Source organism: Arthrobacter sp. 179, from assembly GCF_052379645.1.
In the GTDB taxonomy this organism is placed as follows: domain Bacteria; phylum Actinomycetota; class Actinomycetes; order Actinomycetales; family Micrococcaceae; genus Arthrobacter_H.
Window position 1 is genome coordinate 24,312 of record NZ_JBQSYU010000026.1, and the last position, 18,947, is coordinate 43,258.

24 protein-coding genes and 3 tRNA genes are annotated in these 18,947 nt (G+C 66.0%); 12 read left to right on the forward strand and 15 right to left on the reverse strand.

Going from position 1 to position 18,947, the window contains the following annotated elements:
- Window positions 1–67: 67 nt before the first annotated feature.
- Window positions 68–1,483: an amino acid permease gene (locus tag ACT3UE_RS13710; RefSeq protein ID WP_444561706.1), complete on the reverse strand. Its 1,416-nt coding sequence runs from the start codon at window positions 1,481–1,483 to the stop codon at window positions 68–70.
- 132 nt (window positions 1,484–1,615) lie between these two features.
- Between ACT3UE_RS13710 and ACT3UE_RS13715 the strand changes: the two genes are divergently transcribed.
- From ACT3UE_RS13715 to ACT3UE_RS13725, 3 genes are read left to right on the forward strand one after another with little or no spacing between them, the layout of a single operon-like run.
- Window positions 1,616–1,924: a thiamine-binding protein gene (locus ACT3UE_RS13715; RefSeq protein ID WP_444554723.1), complete on the forward strand. Its 309-nt coding sequence runs from the start codon at window positions 1,616–1,618 to the stop codon at window positions 1,922–1,924.
- A 47-nt stretch (window positions 1,925–1,971) separates the two neighbouring features.
- Window positions 1,972–2,490: a GNAT family N-acetyltransferase gene (locus ACT3UE_RS13720; protein ID WP_444554724.1), complete on the forward strand. Its 519-nt coding sequence runs from the start codon at window positions 1,972–1,974 to the stop codon at window positions 2,488–2,490.
- The gene (locus ACT3UE_RS13725; RefSeq protein ID WP_444554725.1) at window positions 2,483–3,388 is read left to right on the forward strand and encodes a spermidine synthase; all 906 of its coding nucleotides are present in this window, start codon (window positions 2,483–2,485) and stop codon (window positions 3,386–3,388) included. Before ACT3UE_RS13720 ends, ACT3UE_RS13725 begins: the two co-directional genes overlap by 8 nt.
- Here ACT3UE_RS13725 and ACT3UE_RS13730 read toward each other — a convergent pair.
- Both ACT3UE_RS13730 and ACT3UE_RS13735 read right to left on the reverse strand, forming a co-directional pair.
- The gene (locus ACT3UE_RS13730) at window positions 3,385–3,879 is read right to left on the reverse strand and encodes an NUDIX domain-containing protein (protein WP_444554726.1); all 495 of its coding nucleotides are present in this window, start codon (window positions 3,877–3,879) and stop codon (window positions 3,385–3,387) included. The genes ACT3UE_RS13725 and ACT3UE_RS13730 overlap by 4 nt on opposite strands.
- A gap of 42 nt (window positions 3,880–3,921) precedes the next feature.
- A complete protein-coding gene (locus tag ACT3UE_RS13735) occupies window positions 3,922–5,364 on the reverse strand; it encodes an NCS2 family permease (protein WP_444554727.1) in 1,443 nt (480 codons plus the stop codon).
- Window positions 5,365–5,489: 125 nt separating this feature from the next.
- Here ACT3UE_RS13735 and ACT3UE_RS13740 point away from each other — a divergent pair, with 125 nt between their 5' ends.
- Window positions 5,490–6,458, forward strand: coding sequence for a universal stress protein (locus ACT3UE_RS13740; protein ID WP_444554728.1), 969 nt, complete (start codon window positions 5,490–5,492; stop codon window positions 6,456–6,458).
- Window positions 6,459–6,546: 88 nt separating this feature from the next.
- Here the strand turns inward: ACT3UE_RS13740 and ACT3UE_RS13745 are convergent, their stop codons facing one another.
- Window positions 6,547–8,349: an NlpC/P60 family protein gene (locus ACT3UE_RS13745; protein WP_444554729.1), complete on the reverse strand. Its 1,803-nt coding sequence runs from the start codon at window positions 8,347–8,349 to the stop codon at window positions 6,547–6,549.
- 240 nt (window positions 8,350–8,589) lie between these two features.
- Entirely contained in the window at window positions 8,590–8,961 is a 372-nt protein-coding gene (locus tag ACT3UE_RS13750) for a metallopeptidase family protein (RefSeq protein WP_444554730.1), read from the reverse strand.
- A 116-nt stretch (window positions 8,962–9,077) separates the two neighbouring features.
- Here ACT3UE_RS13750 and ACT3UE_RS13755 point away from each other — a divergent pair.
- The 8 genes from ACT3UE_RS13755 to ACT3UE_RS13790 all read left to right on the forward strand — a co-directional run bounded on the left by ACT3UE_RS13755 (window position 9,078) and on the right by ACT3UE_RS13790 (window position 11,775).
- Window positions 9,078–9,150 (forward strand) — tRNA-Glu (locus tag ACT3UE_RS13755).
- Window positions 9,151–9,233: 83 nt separating this feature from the next.
- A tRNA-Asp gene (locus tag ACT3UE_RS13760) sits at window positions 9,234–9,307 on the forward strand.
- 54 nt (window positions 9,308–9,361) lie between these two features.
- Window positions 9,362–9,437 (forward strand) — tRNA-Phe (locus ACT3UE_RS13765).
- Window positions 9,438–9,544: 107 nt separating this feature from the next.
- Entirely contained in the window at window positions 9,545–10,036 is a 492-nt protein-coding gene (locus tag ACT3UE_RS13770) for an Asp23/Gls24 family envelope stress response protein (protein WP_444554731.1), read from the forward strand.
- Complete coding sequence (locus tag ACT3UE_RS13775; RefSeq protein WP_444554732.1) at window positions 10,033–10,224, forward strand: hypothetical protein; 192 nt, start codon at window positions 10,033–10,035, stop codon at window positions 10,222–10,224. Before ACT3UE_RS13770 ends, ACT3UE_RS13775 begins: the two co-directional genes overlap by 4 nt.
- On the forward strand, window positions 10,221–10,589 hold the full coding sequence (locus ACT3UE_RS13780) for a hypothetical protein (protein WP_444561703.1): 369 nt from the start codon (window positions 10,221–10,223) through the stop codon (window positions 10,587–10,589). The genes ACT3UE_RS13775 and ACT3UE_RS13780 overlap by 4 nt, the downstream gene beginning before the upstream one ends.
- Window positions 10,586–11,164, forward strand: coding sequence for a DUF6286 domain-containing protein (locus ACT3UE_RS13785; RefSeq protein ID WP_444554734.1), 579 nt, complete (start codon window positions 10,586–10,588; stop codon window positions 11,162–11,164). Before ACT3UE_RS13780 ends, ACT3UE_RS13785 begins: the two co-directional genes overlap by 4 nt.
- A complete protein-coding gene (locus tag ACT3UE_RS13790; protein WP_444554735.1) occupies window positions 11,161–11,775 on the forward strand; it encodes a hypothetical protein in 615 nt (204 codons plus the stop codon). Before ACT3UE_RS13785 ends, ACT3UE_RS13790 begins: the two co-directional genes overlap by 4 nt.
- 1 nt (window position 11,776) lies before the next feature.
- Here ACT3UE_RS13790 and ACT3UE_RS13795 read toward each other — a convergent pair whose 3' ends face one another.
- The 10 genes from ACT3UE_RS13795 to ACT3UE_RS13840 all read right to left on the reverse strand — a co-directional run bounded on the left by ACT3UE_RS13795 (window position 11,777) and on the right by ACT3UE_RS13840 (window position 18,937).
- A complete protein-coding gene (locus tag ACT3UE_RS13795; protein ID WP_444561702.1) occupies window positions 11,777–13,486 on the reverse strand; it encodes a glycoside hydrolase family 13 protein in 1,710 nt (569 codons plus the stop codon).
- A 133-nt stretch (window positions 13,487–13,619) separates the two neighbouring features.
- Window positions 13,620–14,012: a hypothetical protein gene (locus tag ACT3UE_RS13800; RefSeq protein WP_444561701.1), complete on the reverse strand. Its 393-nt coding sequence runs from the start codon at window positions 14,010–14,012 to the stop codon at window positions 13,620–13,622.
- A 63-nt stretch (window positions 14,013–14,075) separates the two neighbouring features.
- Window positions 14,076–14,459 (reverse strand): hypothetical protein, encoded by a 384-nt coding sequence (locus ACT3UE_RS13805; RefSeq protein ID WP_444561700.1) that lies wholly within the window; start codon window positions 14,457–14,459, stop codon window positions 14,076–14,078.
- Window positions 14,456–14,911, reverse strand: coding sequence for a hypothetical protein (locus ACT3UE_RS13810; RefSeq protein WP_444554738.1), 456 nt, complete (start codon window positions 14,909–14,911; stop codon window positions 14,456–14,458). The genes ACT3UE_RS13805 and ACT3UE_RS13810 overlap by 4 nt, the downstream gene beginning before the upstream one ends.
- Window positions 14,908–15,510: a hypothetical protein gene (locus ACT3UE_RS13815; protein ID WP_444554739.1), complete on the reverse strand. Its 603-nt coding sequence runs from the start codon at window positions 15,508–15,510 to the stop codon at window positions 14,908–14,910. Before ACT3UE_RS13815 ends, ACT3UE_RS13810 begins: the two co-directional genes overlap by 4 nt.
- Window positions 15,511–15,512: 2 nt before the next feature.
- The gene (locus ACT3UE_RS13820) at window positions 15,513–16,076 is read right to left on the reverse strand and encodes a hypothetical protein (RefSeq protein ID WP_444561699.1); all 564 of its coding nucleotides are present in this window, start codon (window positions 16,074–16,076) and stop codon (window positions 15,513–15,515) included.
- Window positions 16,077–16,103: 27 nt separating this feature from the next.
- On the reverse strand, window positions 16,104–16,955 hold the full coding sequence (locus ACT3UE_RS13825; protein ID WP_444554741.1) for a hypothetical protein: 852 nt from the start codon (window positions 16,953–16,955) through the stop codon (window positions 16,104–16,106).
- Window positions 16,952–17,461 (reverse strand): hypothetical protein, encoded by a 510-nt coding sequence (locus ACT3UE_RS13830; protein ID WP_444561698.1) that lies wholly within the window; start codon window positions 17,459–17,461, stop codon window positions 16,952–16,954. The genes ACT3UE_RS13825 and ACT3UE_RS13830 overlap by 4 nt, the downstream gene beginning before the upstream one ends.
- A 15-nt stretch (window positions 17,462–17,476) precedes the next feature.
- Window positions 17,477–17,926, reverse strand: a complete 450-nt coding sequence (locus tag ACT3UE_RS13835) for a hypothetical protein (protein ID WP_444561697.1) — start codon at window positions 17,924–17,926, stop codon at window positions 17,477–17,479.
- 159 nt (window positions 17,927–18,085) lie between these two features.
- Complete coding sequence (locus ACT3UE_RS13840; protein WP_444554744.1) at window positions 18,086–18,937, reverse strand: hypothetical protein; 852 nt, start codon at window positions 18,935–18,937, stop codon at window positions 18,086–18,088.
- Between the last annotated feature and the right edge of the window lie 10 nt (window positions 18,938–18,947).

Here is an 18,947-nt window from a genome sequence, read left to right on the forward strand (position 1 = left end):
CTATGTATCCACTCTCCCGCGGAGCGTTGCCCGTTCCATCAACCGATCGGTTGATCCTGGTCCAGCCCTAGATTTTGGAGGTCTCCAACTCGATCCTGCGGCGGCCCTCCGGCCCGACGAAACGGTAGGCGACGAGCAGCATGAGGGTCCAGACGGCGCCGACCACCAGCGCAGTCCGTCCGGCTTCGCTGAAGCCCAGGATGAACACGATGAAGACCATGAAGGCCAACCCCAGGTAGCTCAGCACGGGCCAGAACGGCAGGACGTAGTTCCCTGCCGGCTGGCCGGTGGCCCGCAGTTCCAGGCGCATCCGGTGGTGGGCCAGCAGGATGGTTCCCCAGGTGAAGACGGTGGCGAACGTGGCGATGGAGGCGACGATGAGGAAAAGCTGGTCGGGGATCCAGAAGTAGAGTCCCAGACCGATCAGTAGGCACACCGAGATCAGGGCCACCGGCCAGAGCGGGATCCCGTTGCGGGAGAGCCGCCCGAAGGAAGCCGGCGCATTGCCCTGTTCGGCCAGCCCGAACATGGTGCGGGTGGCTGCGTAGAAGATGGAGTTCATGGCGGACAACGCGGCGGTGAGGACGACGGCGTTGATGATGTGTTCCGCGGCCGGGATGCCGAGGCCGGCGAAGACCTGCACGAAGGGGCTGCCCTCGGAGCCGATCTCGTTCCAGGGGAACAGGCAGAGCATCACCCCGATGGAGAGCACGTAGAAGAGCAGGATGCGCATCGGGACGGTGTTCACGGCCTTCGGGATGGCCTGGGCCGGGTCCCCGGTCTCCCCGGCGGTCATGCCCAGGGTTTCGATGCCGCCGAAGGAGAAGACCACGATGCCCAGGCTCATGACGATGCCCCAGACACCGAAGGGGGCGAACCCACCGTGGTCGAAGAGGTTGTGCAGGCCCGGCTGGTAGCCGCCGACCTGGACGGCGAAGATGATGAGGTAGAGGCCGCCGACGATCATGGAGATGATGGTGACGATCTTGACCAGCGTGAACCAGAATTCCAGCTCCCCGAACACGCTGACCCGCAACAGGTTCAATCCGCCGATGAGCAGCATGGCGGCCAGCATCCAGATCCAGCCCGGGGCGTCCGGGTACCACATGCCCATGTATTGGCCCACGGCGGTCATGTCGGCGATCGCGACGACGACCATCTCGAAGGCGAAGGTCCACCCCACCAGGAAACCTGACAGCGGGCTGATGTACCGGTTGGCGTATTGCGCGAAGGAACCGGCCACCGGGTGGCGGACCGCCATCTCGCCCAGGGCACGCATCACCGTGAAGACCACGCAGCCGGCGATGATGTAGGCCACCAGCACCGCGGGCCCGGCCGCCTGGATGGTTTCGGCGGACCCGTAGAACAGGCCGGTACCGATCGCCGAACCGAGGGCGATGAAACGGATATGCCGGAGGGAGAGCTTCCGCTCGAGGGAGGGCCCCGACGTCGTCGGCGGGGTGGAAGTCCGTGATTCTTGCATGGTCCTACCTGGGGTAGCGGCTAAGGGAAGGCGGTCCACGGTGTCGGCGAACCGCATTAACTGTGGCACAGGATGTGCGTCTGAACACAATGCATGGGTGACAACCGTCTCCCGTGGTGGGATCCTGAGGGCATGATCGTTGCCTTCTCTGTTTCCACCAACATGCCGAACACCGACGGGTCGGTCCACGAAGCCGTGGCCGCTGCCGTGCAGGTCGTCAGGGAATCCGGCCTGCCGAACAACACGTCCTCGATGTTCACCGAGATCGAAGGGGAATGGGATGAGGTGATGGATGTGGTCAAGCGGGCCACGGAGGCGGTCGCCGCCTACGGCAACCGGGTCTCGCTGGTCCTCAAGGCCGATATCCGCCCCGGCCATACCGGTGAGCTGACCGGGAAGATCGACCGCCTGCAGAAGGCGTTGGAACGCAGCGACAGCTGATCGGGGGCCGTGGCGGTCCTCGGCGGTGACCCCAGTACGCTGGTGGGGTGCGAATCAACGACTACACCATCCGGAAGGCCACGACCGAGGACATTGCCGGCACCTTGGCCATGAAACTCGCCGCCTGGCGGGAAACCTATGCCGACCAGCGCCCCGAGTCGTTCTTCGAGGCCGAGGAGGCCCGCCGCGAGGCCCAGATCGACTGGTGGACCCGCGGACTGGCGGCCGGGGCCGACCTGTGGATCGCCACCGCCCCGGATGGGCGGGTCGTCGGTTGTGCCGGCGGTGCCCCCGTCCATGACGAGGATGCCCCGACCGGTGCCGTGGCGGAACTGCAGATGCTCTATGTGCTCGCCGAGGCCCACGGGACCGGACTCGGGGCCGGATTGATGCGGGCGACGATCGGGAACCTGCCGGCAGTGGTGTGGATCCTCGAACACAATCCGCGCGCCCAGGCCTTCTACCGCAAGCACGGGTTCGACTTCGACGGCGCCCGTGAGCTGCTCGCCGATGAGTGGGCGGGCCTGGATGAAGTGCGGATGGTCAGGCCGGGTCCCCGTGGCTAAATCCCGCTCCCGCGGAAATTCGTCGGGCAAGACCCGTCCCCGGAAGACGACGGCCGGTCCAGCAGAGAGGCGGGACCCCCAACCGGGGGACTATCCGATCGATACGGGGACGGCGACCCTTGAACGAGACCCCTATGACGACGGCGGCTGGATCCTGAAGGTCAACGGGGTGCCGTCCTCGCATGTCGATGTCGGGGATCCGTTGCGTCTGGATTTCGAATACATGCGCTGGATGGCCGCCCTGGTGGGCGCCCGCTACCCGCAGGAGCGCGACGGCGGTGGGCCGCGGTTGCGGGCCCTGCATCTGGGCGGCGGGGCGTGTTCGATGGCCCGGTGGATCGCTGCCGCCTACCCGGAGGCCCGCCAGGTGGTCGTTGAACTCGACGGACGCCTCGCCGAGTTGGTGCGCGGGTGGTTCGACCTGCCGCGGGCGCCGAAACTGCGCCTGCGGGTGGGGGAGGCGGGCGAGGTCCTGCGCTCGCTGACCGATGACACCCGGGATCTGCTCATCCGTGACGTCTTCGCCGGGGATAAGACCCCTGCGGACCTGACCACCGTGGGCTTCACCCGCGAGGCGGCCCGCGTCCTGGCCGGGGAGGGGCTGTACATCGTGAACTGCGGGGACACCCCGAAATTAGAGACGGCACGCCGGGAGGCCGCCACCATCGGTGCCGTCTTCGCCCACACGGCGATCGTGGCCGACCCGGCGATGCTCAAGGGCCGTCGCTACGGAAACATGGTCATTGCCGGCTCCAACGCCCCCATCCCGGCGGGACCAGGGATGTTGCGCGAGCTGCTCGGCGGTGCAGTGCCCGCCCAGTATTGGGAAGACGCCCGCGTCCGTTCCTTCGCCGGGACCTCGGCGGTCATCGACGATGGACCGGGAACCCCCGGCTAGAAGGCCTGGAAGTCGCCCGTGCGCACATATTCGAGGTAGAGCTCCAGCACCCGGGCCGCGGAACGGCTCATCGGGTGCGGAGGATCCGCCAACGGCCGGAAAGCCACTTCGGTGACCTCGGACTCCTCGGCCCGGACCCGCCCGTGGGCCCCGCGCCAGAGGAAGCACAAGCCGAAGGCATGCAGCCGGTCGCCGTTGGGATAGAGCAGCTCGTGGTATTCGGGATCCGATAATGACGCGAACGGGACCAGCTCCGCCGGTGGGGCGACGAGCCCGGTCTCCTCGGCCAGTTCCGCACAGGCGGCGGCCCGGAAGCCCTGGCCGGGTTCGGCGGCCCCTCCGGGGAACTCCCATTGCCCGGTATCGACCCGGCGCTGGAACAGGGCCCTGCCCTCGTCGTCCAGGGCGATCACCTGGGCGCCGGGCACCAGCAGCAGGCGCGAACCCACGTCCTGACGCAGCTGCCATACATACGAGCCTTCATGTGCCATCCGGTCAGCCTAGACCCTGCCGGCGCGGTGGGCCCGGGGACGCTAGATGCCGATGGCCTGATCGATGACGCCGATCCCGAAGAACACCACGAACGCCGCGGCCACGGCCCACATCAGGGGATGGATCTCCTTGGCCCGACCCTGCACGGCCCGGATGAAGACGTAGGCGACGAAACCGGCACCGATGCCGTTGGCGATGGAATAGGTGAAGGGCATCAGGACGAAGGTCAGGAAGGCCGGCAGCGCCACCCCCCAATCGGTCCAGTCGATCCTGGTGATCTGGGTGATCATCATGAACCCGACCACCACCAACGCCGGGGCCACGGCCTCGAAGGGCACCAGGTGGATCAGCGGGGTCAGGAACATCGCGGCGATGAACAACAGCCCGGTGACGATCGAGGCCAGGCCGGTGCGCGCCCCCTCGCCGATGCCGGCCCCGGATTCGACGAAGATCTGGCTCGACGAGGAGGAGGCGCCGCCGCCGGCGATGGCCCCGAGCGAATCGACCAGCAGCACGCGGTCGACGTCATGGATGTTTCCGTCCTCGTCGACGTTCCCGGCCTCGTTGGCCAGCCCGACCATGGTGCCCATGGCGTCGAAGAAGATCGAGAGCAGGATGACGAAGGCCAGCAGCAGCGCCGAGGTGGCGCCCAGATGCTGGAACGGTCCGACCACGTTGGCCTGGCCGATCAGGCTCAGGTCGGGGGCCTGCCAGTCGGGGGTGGACGGGACCACGAGCGACCAGCCCTGCGGGTTGGAGGTGGTGCCGTCGAAGGACGGGCCGATGTGGAAGACGGCTTCGAGGAGGTTGGCCAGTGCCGAGGCGGCGACAATGCCGATGAGGATCGCCCCCTTGACCTTGCGGACCACCAGGGCCATGGTCAGCAACAGGCCCACCACGAAGACCAGGGTGGGCCAGCCGATGAGTTCGCCGTCGAATCCGAGTCCGACAGGCACCGTGGTCCCGGCCTCGTCGGGGATGCGCCGCACGAAGCCGGCATTGACCAGGCCGATGAGGGCGATGAACATGCCGATGCCCACCACGATGGCGGTCTTCAGGCTCGGGGGCACGGCGTTGAACACCGCGGTCCGGAAGCCGGTGAGAACCAGTACCAGCATGGTGGTGCCGGAGATGACGACCAACCCCATGACGTCCGGCCAGGTCAGGCCGGGGTTCGTCGCGACGGTCACGGCGACGAAGGCGTTCACTCCCAGCCCGGTGGCCAGGGCGAAGGGGTGTTTGGCCCAGGCCCCCATGAGGATCGTCAGGATGCCGGCGACCAGGGCGGTGGCTGCGGCGACGCGGGCCGAACCGAGCTCGGCTCCGGTGGAATCGGCACCGCTGAGGATCAGCGGGTTGAGCACCACGATGTAACTCATGGCGAAGAAGGTCGCCAGCCCGCCGCGGATCTCCCGGGAGTAGTTGGAACCACGTTCAGTGATCTTGAAATATCGATCGAGGGTGCCGAGCCCGTTTTTAGCCATGGGCAGAATCCTAATGTGCCTAGTGGGGCTCAAACGACTTGGAAGTAGGTAGTGTGAGGAAGTGAACCACCCCGGTGGTTTCATAGCCGGAAGAAGCATAGGCCGACTGCCAAGGAGTGACCGTCATGAGTGAGGCAAACGTTCCACAGGAGGCCGCGATGTCGGCGGAGGGCATCGTCGTCGGCGTCGACGGTTCGGACCCGGCGCTATGTGCCCTGGACTGGGCGGCCGTCGAGGCTCGACGGCGCGGGGTGCCGTTGAATGTCGTCACCTGTTACACGATCCCGGTCTTCGCCGCGTCCAGCATGGATGCCGGGTACGCGACCCTGGATGACCAGGTCATCCGGGATGGCGCCCAGGAGGTGCTGGACGCCGCCCGGGAGCGTATCGGTGAAACGGAGGTGGACGTCCGCCTGCGCATCGAATCGGGCGACCCCTCGGGCGTGCTGATGGAACTCAGTGAAGAGGCCGACCTCATCGTGGTCGGGACCCGCGGCCGCGGCGGTTTCGTGGGCCGGCTCCTCGGATCGGTCAGTAGTGCCCTGCCCGCCCACTCCAAATGTCCCACCGTCGTCGTGCCGGTCTGCACCGCCGAACGTTCGGAAGCCGACCCGGAGATCCGCGACGTCGTCGTCGTGGGCATCGACGGTTCGGATCGGGCCCGGCGGGCCGTCCTGGTGGCGGCGGAGCAGGCCATGCTGCGGGCGGTACCGCTGCGGGTGGTGTGTGCACTGCCTCCCGTGAGCGGATCGCTGGCCTGGATGCCGGCCACCGTCGACCAGGAGGCACTGACCCTGGATGTACGCCGCCAACTCAAGGTCGGCGTCCGTTGGCTGACCAGCCACTTCCCTGAGCTGGTCATCGAAACCGAGGTGATCCAAGGAGCCCCGATCGAGGTGCTCATCGAGGAGTCCTCGAGGGCCGAGCTGCTGGTGACTGGTTCACGCGGCCGGGGCGGGTTCGCCGGCATGCTGCTGGGCTCCACCTCGCAGGGCGTCCTCCACCACTCCAAGGGCCCGGTGCTGGTGGTCCCCGATTCCCCGGATCCCCGCTTGGAGGACCGCGCCGACTTCGATACCGACGACGTGGACTGAGCCGGCGGCAACCAATTCGCCCTCCACTGGAAAGGCCCCCGTCCCACCATGGTGGGACGGGGGCCTTTTCCGGCCTTGCGGCGCTGGATCAGTAGCGCACGCCGTAGGAGTAGATGTTGTTGACCCAGCTCAGCGGGGTGGTCGAGATCCCGGCTGAGGGGTTCCGGGCATGGACGACCTGTCCTCCACCGAGGTAGATGGCGACGTGGTAGAACGACGCGCCGCCGTTGCTGGTGGAGAACACCAGGTCACCGCGCTTGAGCTGGCTCAGCGGAACCTTCGTGCCCCCGGCGAAATACTGCTGCGATGAAGTCCGTGGCAGTGAGATGCCGCTCTTGGCGAAGGCCCGCTGCGCGAAACTCGAGCAGTCGTAGGAGTTGGGTCCGTTGGCGCCGAAGACGTAGCCCTTGCTGTTATCGGAGGCGGTCCCCAGAGCCCAGGCGATGGCCGATTCCTTGGACGAGCCGGAGGAGGACTGTGCGGCCTCGGCGGCTGCCTTCTCCTTGGCCCGCTTCGCTGCCGCGGCCTTCTCCCTGGCCTTCTTGTCCGCGGCGGCCTTTTGCTGCGCCCGCCGGTCTGCTGCGGCTTGCGCTCGTTGTTCGGCGGCCTTCTTATCCGCTGCGGCTTGCGCTCGTCGTTCCGCTGCCGCGGTGGCCTTCTTGTTTGCGGCGGCCTGCGCCGCCTCGGACCGGGCCTTCTTGGCTGCCGCCTGCTCTTGGGCCCGCTTGTGCGCGGCGGCCTTCTTCTGTGCTGTCGTGGGCCCGGAATTCGAGGCGGCAGGAGCTGCCGGCTTGGGCTCCGAGGTCTGGGTGTTGGCTGGCTCCCGGGGGGCGGCCTTCACCGGGGAGGGGGTCGAAGCGGCGACCGGTTTCGGATCCGTGGCCGGGGCCTGGGCGGCCACCGGGGCCTGGCTGGGCTTCGTGGTCTTGGTCTGGGGGGCCGGGGCCAGTGACGTGTTGCCGGTGGCCTCGTCCGGTACTGCCTCCGGGGCAGCGGCGAGGGCCTGTGGCTCTTCGGCCGGCTCCTGTGCCGCCGGTTCCGCCGGTGCTGTGGCCAGTTCGGTCTGGAGGGCCTCTTCGCGTTGGGCATCCTCCATCGCGGTGATGCGTTTGGCTTCGTCGGCGCGTTCGGTATCGCGGAGGTAGGCGAGCTGGTCGATGAGTTCGCTGCGGAGCTTCTTCTGCTCGGTGACGCGGTCCGCGTAGGCCGTGCGGGTGCGCTCGGCCGCCTGGAGGGCGGTCTCGTTCGCGTCGGCAGCCTCGGTGGCTGCCGTCTCGGCTGCGTCGGCGTAGTTCTGCCAGTCGGCCCACAAGGACGCGGCCTGCTGGGCTGTGGTGAGCGTATTCGAACGGTTGGTGGCCAGCGTGTTCATCGTCGCGGCCTTATACAACACATCGTTGTGCTCTGAATCGTTCACCAGGGAGGTGATGCCGGGGTTGACCCCGCCGTTGCGGTAGAGGTCGCTGGCCAGTTGCCCGACCTGCTTCTTCACCGAGTCGTAGTACTTGGTGGCCTTGGCTGCTTCCGTGCTGGCCGCAGCAGCTGCCTCGTTGCGCTTGGCCAGGGTCTGGGAGGTGGTCTCGTAGGCGTCCTGGTCGTTGGCCGCGGAGGCCTCGGCGTCGGTCAGCTCCCGGGTCGAATCCCCGATGAGGTCCTCGATGTCGGAGACCATGGCCTTCAAGGCCGCGGGGTCCTTCTTGGCGGCGGTGACCTCGGCCTTGGAGGGAAGGGTGCGGTCCGTGGGGACGGACGCGGCGAACGTGTTACCGAAGGCGGAGCTGTTGATGGTCGTGTCGACCGGTGCAGCGGTCGCTGCACCTCCGGTCATCAGGGTTCCCCCGATCAAGGCGACCGTGCACGTGGCTACGCCCAGAAATTGGCCCTTGGCCATATCGAATCCTCACTGCGAGTGGTGAACCGAACCGAGCGTCCAACGCGGCCCGCCAGGGCGTGCGTCAGGTCACGGTTAGGTTACTGCTTCACCCGAGACTAGAGGAGAATAGGTAACAGTGGCAACACGAGTCACGTCTTCATCATAAATAACATCCGTGTCATTTCGTTGCATATTCCTCGGCGTTGCGCAAACTTTCGACCGGCCGAGAGGGGGTCCCGGCTCGTGAGGAGGTCTCGATCAGCCCCAGCCCCAATGGTGGAGCGCTTCGTCGTCGATGCCGAAATGATGCGCGATCTCGTGCACCATCGTGATCTGGACCTCGGCGATGACCTCTTCGCGGGACGAGCACGCCGCCAAGGTGTCCTGCTGGAAGATGATGATCCTGTCGGGCAGGGCGCCGGCGCCCCAGCCGTCGTCGCGCTCGGTGAGGGGGATGCCGTCATAAAGTCCCAGCAGCGAGGTCTCCGGGTCCTCGTCCGGCAGCGGGATGTACTTGTCCTCGATGAAAACGACCACGTTGTCCATCATGGCCAGCAGGCGTTCGGGGATGTTGTCCAGTGCCTCGGAGGCGGCGTTCTCGAAATCTTCATCCGACATGCTGTAGGCCATGAGGCGACTCTATCCACTGCGCCGTTCCGGCGGTGAAGGCACGGTTTTGCGCGGGGCGAAAGGTGCCTTATAGTTGATGACGTCGCTGAAGGACTCTTATGTTCGACAGTCGTCCGGCCCCCATCGTCTAGCGGCCTAGGACACCGCCCTTTCACGGCGGCGGCACGGGTTCGAATCCCGTTGGGGGTACGAGCAGGTCCTGATTTCACCAGTATGAAATCATCTGGTATTATTTAGGACTTGTGAAGCGAGGGTAAAACCTTGTGAAACTAGGCCCTGTAGCGCAGCTGGTTAGCGCGCCGCCCTGTCACGGCGGAGGTCGCGGGTTCAAGTCCCGTCAGGGTCGCTTTGATTTTCCTTGTGAGGGAAGATCACGGTGATCATCGCCTAGATGATGCCAGGCTCTGTAGCTCAGTTGGTAGAGCGTTCGACTGAAAATCGAAAGGTCACCGGATCGACGCCGGTCGGAGCCACCAGCTAGAACCCCTCGGGTATCCCGGGGGGTTTTCTGCATCCGTGGTCCTTTCCCACTGACGGTAGGCTGGAGGCGGGTCCGTGCGCTTCGAACGAAAGGCCGTCACCGATGAACCAGCCCGAGCACACCGCCGCGCACCCGGCGACCGCGGGAACGACGACGATCACCGATGCCGCGGCGGCCAAGGTCGCGGCGGGTGCCGCCCGCACCGTCGCCGGCGTTCATTCACTCGGGGTTGGTTCCAACCGGGCCCTGGGGGCGCTCCGTGGTGCCGTGGGTGCCGGGGATGTAGCACAGGGCGTCACCGCGGAAGTCGGTCAGGCCGAGGTGGCCGTGGACATCACGCTGACGGCCGAACACGGCCGTCCACTGCAACGGATCGCCGAGGACGTGAGGGCGGCGGTCTATGCGGCCGTCGACGAGCTGACCGGGTTGCACGTGATTGAAGTGAACATCGAAATCGCCGATGTCTGCGCCCCCGAAGTCCCCGAGCAGGCGGTCCCCGGGCCCGTCGTGCCGGAAATGCCCTCGAGGGCGCCCACCACCGGCTCCGCCTCGATCGTCGACCCCGACACCCCCGGAAGGATGGAGCAGCCATGAACCCCACAGCGCTCGGACTCGCCGTCGCCGCCGTGCTCGGCTGGGCGGCCCTGACCCACGGCTTCGGGGGATTCCTGCTGATGGCCGTCTTCCTGGCTGTCGGCATGCTGGTCGGACGGTTCATGGATGGCCGTCTTGATATGCGTCGGGTCCGTGACGCCCTGACCGGACGGCGTTCCTCATCGTGAGCGCCGAGACCACCGGCCCCGGGCGGCGCCCCCGGGCCGGACACACCCGGATCAGTACGCAGGCCCTGACCAGTTCCGCCCGGATCATCGCCTCCGAGGTCTTCGACGTGCAGCCGGGAAGCATCAGGGTCTCGCTCAATGACGAATTCGGTGCCTTGGCCCTGCGACTGAGCCTGCCCTTGCCCATTGCCCCGTTGGCCTATGACCGGCCCGCGGGCCTGGACGCCTCCGAATCGGTGATGGGCCGGGCCCGTGATGCCCGGTCCACGGTGCGCGACCGGTTCGTGGAGCTCACCGGCTCCCATGTCAGCAGCGTCGACGTCCGGGTCACCGGCGTCGTCCTGCGCAGAAGGAGGACGTCATGAACGACGACGAACGCCGCAAGCTCCAGTCCCACGAACTGCATAGCGCCCGATCGACCGCTTCCATCATCGCCGCGGTGCTGGTCACCGCGATCTGCCTCTACTTCATGTTCGAGGCGGCGATGAAGTCGCTGGGCCAGGAGGTGTGGATCCGTTCCCCGGGCGAATGGGGTGACTGGCTGACCCGCCTGCCGGAGTCGGCCAACTCCCTGGTGCTCGCTGCCGGTTCGCTGGTGGTGCTGGCCCTGGGATTGTTCTTCCTGCTCCACGGGGTGCTGCCTGGCCGCAGGGCCCGGCACGCGATCCCCAACGAGCGGGCGATCGTGGTCATCGACGACGGCGTGCTCGCCTCCACCCTGGCCCGTCGGGCCCGCACCGAAGCCGGGGTGGCCCCCGAACAGGTCGTGGTGATCGTCAGCCGCAACCACGTCGACGTCCAACTGCGCCCGACCTCCGGCATCGGCATCGACGCCGAGGCGGTCCACGCTGCCGTCCGCGATGAACTGGAGGCCAACCGGATCGACCCGTTCCCCGACGTCAGGATCCAGGTCGCCGAGACGGGGGTGGTCGGACAATGAACCGGACCCCGCGCGCGACCAACCGCATCGTGCTCACCTTCCTGGGCCTGCTCATGACCGGGGTGGGCCTCCACGGGCTGCTCCTGGCAGGCTTCCCCGGCTACGCCTCGGGCTGGCGTGGCCTCGCCGACGAGCTGCGCACCGGCTTCATGCAATTACTGGACAACACCACGCTGGAGGGCCAGCGTGATTCCTGGTTGTGGATCGTGGTCTCGGTGGTGATGATCGCCCTGATCCTGTTGATGATCTGGTGGGCCGCCGTCCAGGGGCAGGGCAAGACCGGGATCTTCGCCCGCGAATACCGTGAGGAAGGGACCCGTGGGGTGGTTGAACTCGCCGCTGCCGTTCCCGAACAAGCCTTCAAGGCCTCCCTGGCGGGACGCCCGGACCTGGTGTCGATATCGGTGACCTCCTGGTCCTCGCCACGGTCCAGCGCCGGGCTGCGGATCAAGGTCCAGCCCCGGCTCGGGGCTGCGCCCTACCGGATTGCCGAGGACCTCTCGGCGCTCGCCGTTGACCTGGACCAGGTGCTCGGCGCCAGTGGCCCGGTGGTCATCCACCTGGCCACCGGCGCCCGCACCCGCATGTCACGGGCCGAACGGGTGCGCTGACCTACTGTTCGGGCACCAGCCACAGCGCGGCATCGGGTTTGAGCAGGCCGTCGTCGGTGCACACTTCCGGAGCGCTGGCGGCCAGCACCGACATCCCCGCGGGGACCTCCACCGGCTTGGTGCCCAGGTTGGCCAGCACCTGCAAGGTGCCGTTGGTGTAGGAGAGCACTCCCTCGGACGGGGCATTGGCCGGCGCCCAGTCCAGCTGACCGCGGCCCAGTTCCCGCTCGGCACGGTGGGAGAGCAACGACCGATACAACTCGAAGGCCGAGCCTTCGACGCCCACCTGCTGGTCTGCCGCGTAGCGGGTGTAGCTTTCGGGCTGCGGCAGCCACGGTTCGGCGGCGCCGGATTCCTGCGTGCCGGCATCGTGGTTGACGGGGGAGAAACCCAGCCCCTCTTCACCGGCGGCCCACGGCATGGGGATGCGGCACCCGTCACGGCCCCGTTCGGCCCCCTCGGTGCGGAAGAAGCTGGGGTCCTGGCGCAGCTGATCGGGCAGCGTGGTGTGTTCGGGCAACGTCAACTCATCGCCCTGGTAGATGTAGGCGGAACCGGGCAGCGCGAACATGATCAGGGCCGCGGCCCGTCCGCGGGCGGCGCCCAGGGCCTCGTCGGGCTGTTCATCCTGGGCGGCGATGCCCTTGGGGAACGAGGTCGGGTCGGTCAGGCCGAAGCGTGAGCAGTGCCGGACCGTATCGTGGTTGGACAGCACCCAGGTCGGCGGTGCGGCCACGACGGCGGCCTCGGCCAGGGTCTCGGTCACGTTCTCCACGATGTTCCGGGCATTCCAGCCGGCCAGCAGGAAGCCGAAGTTGAAGGCCTGCTGCATTTCACCTGCGCGGACGTAGCGGAAGATCCGCTCCATCGGCTCGACCCAGGCTTCCGCGACCATCATGCGGTCGCCGTCGTACTCCGCGAGCACCGCGTTCCACTCCTCGTAGATCGCATGGACGCCCTCCTGATCGAAATACGGTGGGGTGGCGCTGGCTGCGGCCTCCTCGTTGCCCTGGACCATGCTGACCTTCTCCGACCAATCCGGCAGGCCCTCGGCCTTGACCATGCCGTGGGCGACATCAACCCGGAAGCCGTCCACCCCGCGGTCCAGCCAGAAACGCAGGACGGAGCGCATCTCGGCGTGGACCTCTTCGTTCTCCCAGTTCAAATCGGGCTGCTTGGTATCGAAAAGGTGCAGATACCACTGCCCCGGGCTGCCGTCGGCGTTGGTAGTGCGGGTCCAAGCCGGTCCGCCGAATAATGACTGCCAGTTATTGGGCTCCACGTCGCCTGCGGGGCCCTGGCCATCGCGGAAGATATAGCGGTCGCGTTCGGGGGAGCCGGGGGCCGCGGCGAGTGCCTGGCCGAACCAGACATGCGCGTCCGAGGTGTGGTTGGGCACCAGGTCCACGATGATGCGGATGTCTTCGGCGTGGGCCCGGGCCAGCATGTCGTCGAAGTCCTCCAGCGTGCCGAACAAGGGGTCCACCTGACGGTAGTCGGCGACGTCGTAGCCGGCATCGGCCTGCGGGGACTTGTAGAAGGGGGAGAGCCAGACGGCGTTCACCCCCAGCTTCTTCAGGTACCCGATCTTGGAGGCCACTCCACGCAGATCGCCCATGCCGTTCGCGTCGGCATCGGCGAAGGAACGCGGATACACCTGGTAGATGACCGCATCCTGCCACCAGGGGGTGTGCTGGGCGTGCTTGGACATGGAACTCCTCAGGGGGTCTTTGCCGGGATCCGGACAGTGGGTATCAGAGACGAATGAATCGTCTCCAGCCTAATGCAGGCCCGGGGGCCGGCAGGTGCCCCGGACCGACGCGGGGCCCCGTTCGGGGACGGGTCTAGAGCAGATGCACCGGCCGCGTGAAGAGCATTGCCTGGATCCTGTCCTCGATCTGGTCCAGAACCACGCTGGAACCCATGGGGACCAGGAGCATGCTGTGCTCGTCGGGCTGTGCCAGCCGGTATTGACCGCGCCGTCCCGCGTGGACGTAGGTCAGGGACTCCAGGCTGCCGTCCTGGCCGACGCCGTCGAAACTCCAAATCATCCACGGTTCCGTCCACGCGTCCCGGAACGCTTCGTTGGCAGCGTCCGGGGCGGGAGGTGGGGCGTTGCGCATGACCTTCGCGTCGAGGATGTCCATGCCCATGGAGTCGGGTTCCAGGGCCAGATTCCAGGCCGGGCCGATACCCAGCCAGCGCAGGATGTGCGTACTGAGATCCGGCAGGGGCACCAGCTCTACGTTGAAAAGCTCGTCGTCAGGCCGCTGCTGAGCTGGATCGAATTGACCGTCGTTCTAGGCGGAGCCGGCAATGACCAGCGCCATCTCGTCGTTGGCCCAGATCTGCAGTAGTTCCTGGCGGCCATCATGGAGCGCCGAGACCCGGAACGTGAAGGGCGAATCACGCATCAAGGCGTTGACCGCCTGTCCGCGTCTGGTCAGCTTGTTGCCGTCGACCAGGGCAGCAGCCTCCAGCTCTTTGACCTCGGCGGCGCGGATGAAGCGCTGGAGGAGACCGATGACTGGATCCTGCCCGCGGCCCGACAGGAACTCGATCGATTTTCCGTTGAGCCATGACCCCTCGTAGTGGAAAGGCTGGTGTGAGGCCACGGCGGTCAGGTCCGGCAGAGGGGTTCCGTAGCTGGTTGCCGTGGCCGCATCGGGGACGAAGGTACTCATACGGCGGCCTCCATCGCCGTGGTCGACCGGGCGATCTGCTCGAAGATCTCGGAGAAGGCGGGCCAATCGGAGACGGCACACGTCGTGGTGACCTGGAGTGCGAGCCCGTTTTGGATGGTGAGGAAGTCGCAGGCCCGAACCCGCAGCCGGTCGTCAGGGGATTGGTGCGTGTAGTGGATCACCCGGCCGGGGACGTCCCATAGGCGGACGTCGACGATGAAGGAATTCACCAGGTGGTCCGTGAGGCCATCGATGGCCCGTACTGCGAGCTTATCCAACGTGTCGTCGAACGGGGCCACGGTTACTACGAGGTTCGGTGCGAACCGTCCGGCCGGGCCAGGCAGGTAGGCCAGGAGCTCGGTTCCCTCCCGGACCGATCCGCTGACCCATGCCGCAGGGATCCTGAATGAAGCTCTACCGGTTCGACCGGTGATCGGCTGATCGGATGTCATGATTCCGTCATGTCCTGATCTTGGCGATCCTTCCATGGCGGCACGAAAGCGTTCTGGCGCCCGGAAGCGTACAGCCGGCACGCCCTGACATTGCGGAGGCGACGACGGCGCAGGCTACTGTCGGCAGGCATTGCCTCAAAGGCAGCAATCTCTTCATCCGTGAAGGGGATGGCGCGCGATTCATCCTCCCGTCGACGTTCCCAATCGCGGTTCCAGCGGGGGGTCGCCCGGAGCGGCCACCAGAGGAACGACACGATTCCTGCCAGCCACGGGCCCCAAAAAATCGGGAGGGTCCACCACAGCTGGCGCATGCGCTCGTCATTGGCCGCTTCGAAATAAATGGTCGGCAACATCATCGTCAGGGCAGTAGCGAAGCACAACAACATATAGGGCCACTTATGCCTGGTCTGGAACCACGTCAGCGGAACGTTGATGACGCCGGGAGCCAATACCCACGATCGCCAGTTTCCATGCAGTGCCTTCAGTGCCGGGTATGCCAGGCCGAAGATGATCAACAGGATCATCACGGTGCCGATGATCAGATTGGGGGTATAGATGAAGTTGAGCCAGACTTCTGCCGGGTCGGTGGTTACTTCCATGATTATGCTGTCTCCTCGGACAAATCCCCGTGACACGTTTCAGCGGCTCCTCCGGGCGTCGGGAGCCCACGGAGGATTTCCGCGCAGCGCTCGATGTCAGCCAGTTGCTTTGCCCGCTTCTTCGACGGCTCCTTGGCCTGCACGATGGCCACTTCCTCTTCCATCCAGGGATTGGTTTCTCGGGTGCCACCGGCCTGGCCCCAGGAGCGGTACCACCGCGGGCTCAGCCACAGGGGCCACCAGGCAAAGGAGAGGATGACGAACGCCCAGGGAGCGAAGAATAGATCCCACACGGTTTGGCGGGCCCGTTCCCATCCCAAGACTTCCGCGGGGAGGGAGAGCAGCGCGATCCCCAACGATACGGAGGCGGCAGCAAACATGAAGGGCCAGGCGTTGCGCGAGGATATCTGGAAGGGGATGCTCGGAGCCAACACCCAGCTGCGCCATCTACCGTTTAACGCCTTGCGGGCGACCTGGGTCGGAATCCACCACAGTGCCAGCACGACGAGCACGAAAACCCAAAAAGCCGGCCAAAAGAGCAAATGCCAGTTGGCGTCTTCAATCATTCAAGGATCCTATCGTTTTGGGCCCCGTCAGGGCAGGACGGGGTCTCGTTGGAACACCATGGCCTGGAGGCGGTCCTCGATTTGGTCGAAGACATAGGTCGAACCAGTGGGGATCAGCATGACCGACTCGCTTTCCTGCTGGGCCAAGCGGTGCTGGCCCCGACGACCGGCCGTCAGGTAGGTCAAGGGGTCCAGATCGCCGGCCGGGCAACTGCCCTCGAGACTCCAGAGCATCCACTTCTCCCGCCACGCATCCTGGAGTACATCGTTGGCATCGTCCGGGACAGCCGAGGACCCGTTCATTTGGTCTTCTATCGCGGTCATGGGGATTTCAACGGGGAGGAGGTCGAAGTTCCATGCCGGAGCGAGGCCCACCCACTTGGCCATCAGCGTCGAGAGATCCAGCAGGGGGACCACACGGATGTTGACGTGGGCCGGGGTCGGCTGTTCAACGAATTCCGGGTTGCCGGCGGCATGATACCCAGGCTGGGTGATGATGAGGGCCATCTGCTCCGAGGCCCAGCATTGGAACAGGTACTCGTGATTCTCGATGAGCCCGGAGAGACGGAAGGAAGCCTCGGCTTCATTCATGACCGCGACGAGAAGCTGCCCACCGGAGGTGAGTTCGTTTCCCGAGACCAGCTCTGCCTCCCGCAGCTCTTCCAGCTGGGACCGCTGGAGCCTCTGCTGCAAGCGGCCGGGACGATAACCGCCCACCATCTTCATCAGAAGCTCGACGGCACCGCTGTGGACCCATGCTCCATCGTAGGAAAAGGGCTGCTGGGTACCGATTTCGCCCAGATCGGGCAGGGGCGCCCGTAACGCTGCTTGGGCAACGGGGTCGGTGCCGCTGAAGTAGATGGTGTCTTTCCCGGTCATGATGCGCCTTCTGTTGAGGTGGACACGGAACGGGCCATGGTTCCAAGCGTGGGTTCGAAGATCGGCCACTGGGCGGTGGTGGTCGTTCCAGTCACCTGGATGGCCAGACCCGAGTCGATGAACAGCCACTCCGCGGAGCGCAGGGTTGCTCTCGTTTGGGTTGATTCGTGGGTGTAGGCGATGGTTCGACCCATCGACAGTACGTCCAGATCATCGACGGACGGGACGGAGTCATCGTCAAGGGATTGTTCCTTGTCCCAGATCCTGACGTCGAACAGGTAGGGCTTCTGGAGGGTCGTCGTGAGGCCGTGGACGGCGCGGTCGAGGAACTCGTCGTTGGTGCCGTCGAACGGGTTCACGGTCACGATCAGGTTGGGCGCGAAGGTCCCTTCAGGACCAGCCAGGTAGGCGAAGAGTTCGAATTCGTCGCGGATGGATTCTGCTTGCCAGGGTTCTTCGAGGACCAGCGTCGCACGTCCGGTGCGGCCCGGGATCTTGGTTTCCATGATGGTGGCTCCTGCCTAGCGGGGGACGGGTTGGTCGGAGGCCTGTGCGCTGTAGCTGCGGCAGGCCTCGATGTTCTTTTCCAGCCGGCGTCGACGCTTGCCTTCGGGTAGACGCCGGACAGCGGCGATATCGGATTCGGTGAACGCCATGATGCTTCGCTTGCCTCCGGCCCGGCGCCAGGTGCGGTACCAAGCGGGTCCGAATGATTTGGGCCACCAGAAGATTCCCACGATGGCTCCGATCCAGGGGATCCAGAAGGGGCCGTTCCACATGAATTTCCGGGCTGCCTCCCAACCCAGTGCCTCGAAGACCAGGGATGGCATGACCACGACGATGGCCAGGCCCATGGACAGCAGGATGAAGGGCCACGTATTGGTCAACGAAGCCTGCCATGGCAGGTATGGGGGAGCATTGACCCAGGAGCGCCAGCTGCCTTTCAACGCGCGGTAGGCCGGATAGATCAAGCACTAGGCAAATGCGCCGATCAGGGGAATCCCGAAGACGATCGCGTCGCTGTACATCCAGGCGGTCCCGGAGCCCCCCGTCATACGCGGGCACCCGTGGAAAATCGGTTCGTTTGAATAAACACGGGGTTAGCCTATCGAAAGTTTTCCGGCGGCGCGTCAGTTGGCGCGGGCGAGCTGACGGACCTTCAGCCACCTGTTGGTCAGGCGACGGTAGGCGGCGGCCGCCCCGAGCATGTCCTGCTCGGACAAGGATTCGATGCCATGCCGCAGGTCCTGGGGGGAGTCATCGGGCCATACGCGTTCGGCGATCGATCCGTAATCCAACTCGATGATCGAGTCCTCGTGGAAGAGGTGCAGCCATTCATCCAGGGCGGTGAGCTCGTCCAGGATCTCCAGTTCCGGTGCGTGGAGGGCCAGCGAGGCCGCCGCATGGCGGGTGCGCTCCAGGACCTGGACGGCCGGGGCGCTGAGCCGGACCGTCAACAAGGTGGTGCCGTCCTCTTCGAGTTCACAGTGGTCCTCGTCCGTGATCAGGACGAACCACCCCAACGGGATGCCCCAGGTCGCGCTGCGGGTGTGGAGCGAAGCGACGTCCCCGGCGAAGGCTTCGGAGCCGATGCGGCCGGCGTTCGCCCCCCGGGCGGCGTCGGGGACCAGAAGTTCCAACAGGGCCGGGCGCATGCTGGAATCGAGTTGCTCGGCAGCCAAGGTCGCCCGGGTCGGTAGCTGGTCCGGGCAATAGTACGGTGCCGTCAACCCGTCGGCCCCGGGGTAGTGCAGCTCCCGGTACCGTTCGGCCTGTTCGTGGGGGAACGGGTCGGGAACACCGCGGGTCAACCGTTCCAGGGCTTCGGCGGCCGCCCGTTCCTCGAAGGCGGTGCGTCCCACGCCGCGTTGGGCCGCAATGGCCAGTTGGGCTTCGTCGTCGTAGGCGCGTAATGGCTCGAAGACCCGCAGATACGACGTCGGGGGAAGCCGACGCCGCGCCTGTGTCCCCGTCTGTGTCATCTAATCCAGC

Bases quoted from the DNA above. Each gene is read 5' to 3' on its own strand.
- ACT3UE_RS13775 (WP_444554732.1), top strand. From the start codon at position 10,033: ATGAACCCCACAGCGCTCGGACTCGCCGTCGCCGCCGTGCTCGGCTGG.
- ACT3UE_RS13820 (WP_444561699.1), bottom strand. From the start codon at position 16,076: ATGATTGAAGACGCCAACTGGCATTTGCTCTTTTGGCCGGCTTTTTGG.
- ACT3UE_RS13830 (WP_444561698.1), bottom strand. From the start codon at position 17,461: ATGGAAACCAAGATCCCGGGCCGCACCGGACGTGCGACGCTGGTCCTC.
- ACT3UE_RS13810 (WP_444554738.1), bottom strand. From the start codon at position 14,911: ATGACATCCGATCAGCCGATCACCGGTCGAACCGGTAGAGCTTCATTC.
- ACT3UE_RS13795 (WP_444561702.1), bottom strand. From the start codon at position 13,486: ATGTCCAAGCACGCCCAGCACACCCCCTGGTGGCAGGATGCGGTCATC.
- ACT3UE_RS13790 (WP_444554735.1), top strand. From the start codon at position 11,161: ATGAACCGGACCCCGCGCGCGACCAACCGCATCGTGCTCACCTTCCTG.
- ACT3UE_RS13785 (WP_444554734.1), top strand. From the start codon at position 10,586: ATGAACGACGACGAACGCCGCAAGCTCCAGTCCCACGAACTGCATAGC.
- ACT3UE_RS13745 (WP_444554729.1), bottom strand. From the start codon at position 8,349: ATGGCCAAGGGCCAATTTCTGGGCGTAGCCACGTGCACGGTCGCCTTG.
- ACT3UE_RS13715 (WP_444554723.1), top strand. From the start codon at position 1,616: ATGATCGTTGCCTTCTCTGTTTCCACCAACATGCCGAACACCGACGGG.
- ACT3UE_RS13825 (WP_444554741.1), bottom strand. From the start codon at position 16,955: ATGACCGGGAAAGACACCATCTACTTCAGCGGCACCGACCCCGTTGCC.
- ACT3UE_RS13815 (WP_444554739.1), bottom strand. From the start codon at position 15,510: ATGGAAGTAACCACCGACCCGGCAGAAGTCTGGCTCAACTTCATCTAT.
- ACT3UE_RS13840 (WP_444554744.1), bottom strand. From the start codon at position 18,937: ATGACACAGACGGGGACACAGGCGCGGCGTCGGCTTCCCCCGACGTCG.
- ACT3UE_RS13740 (WP_444554728.1), top strand. From the start codon at position 5,490: ATGAGTGAGGCAAACGTTCCACAGGAGGCCGCGATGTCGGCGGAGGGC.
- ACT3UE_RS13710 (WP_444561706.1), bottom strand. From the start codon at position 1,483: ATGCAAGAATCACGGACTTCCACCCCGCCGACGACGTCGGGGCCCTCC.
- ACT3UE_RS13735 (WP_444554727.1), bottom strand. From the start codon at position 5,364: ATGGCTAAAAACGGGCTCGGCACCCTCGATCGATATTTCAAGATCACT.
- ACT3UE_RS13730 (WP_444554726.1), bottom strand. From the start codon at position 3,879: ATGGCACATGAAGGCTCGTATGTATGGCAGCTGCGTCAGGACGTGGGT.
- ACT3UE_RS13805 (WP_444561700.1), bottom strand. From the start codon at position 14,459: ATGAGTACCTTCGTCCCCGATGCGGCCACGGCAACCAGCTACGGAACC.
- ACT3UE_RS13770 (WP_444554731.1), top strand. From the start codon at position 9,545: ATGAACCAGCCCGAGCACACCGCCGCGCACCCGGCGACCGCGGGAACG.
- ACT3UE_RS13750 (WP_444554730.1), bottom strand. From the start codon at position 8,961: ATGGCCTACAGCATGTCGGATGAAGATTTCGAGAACGCCGCCTCCGAG.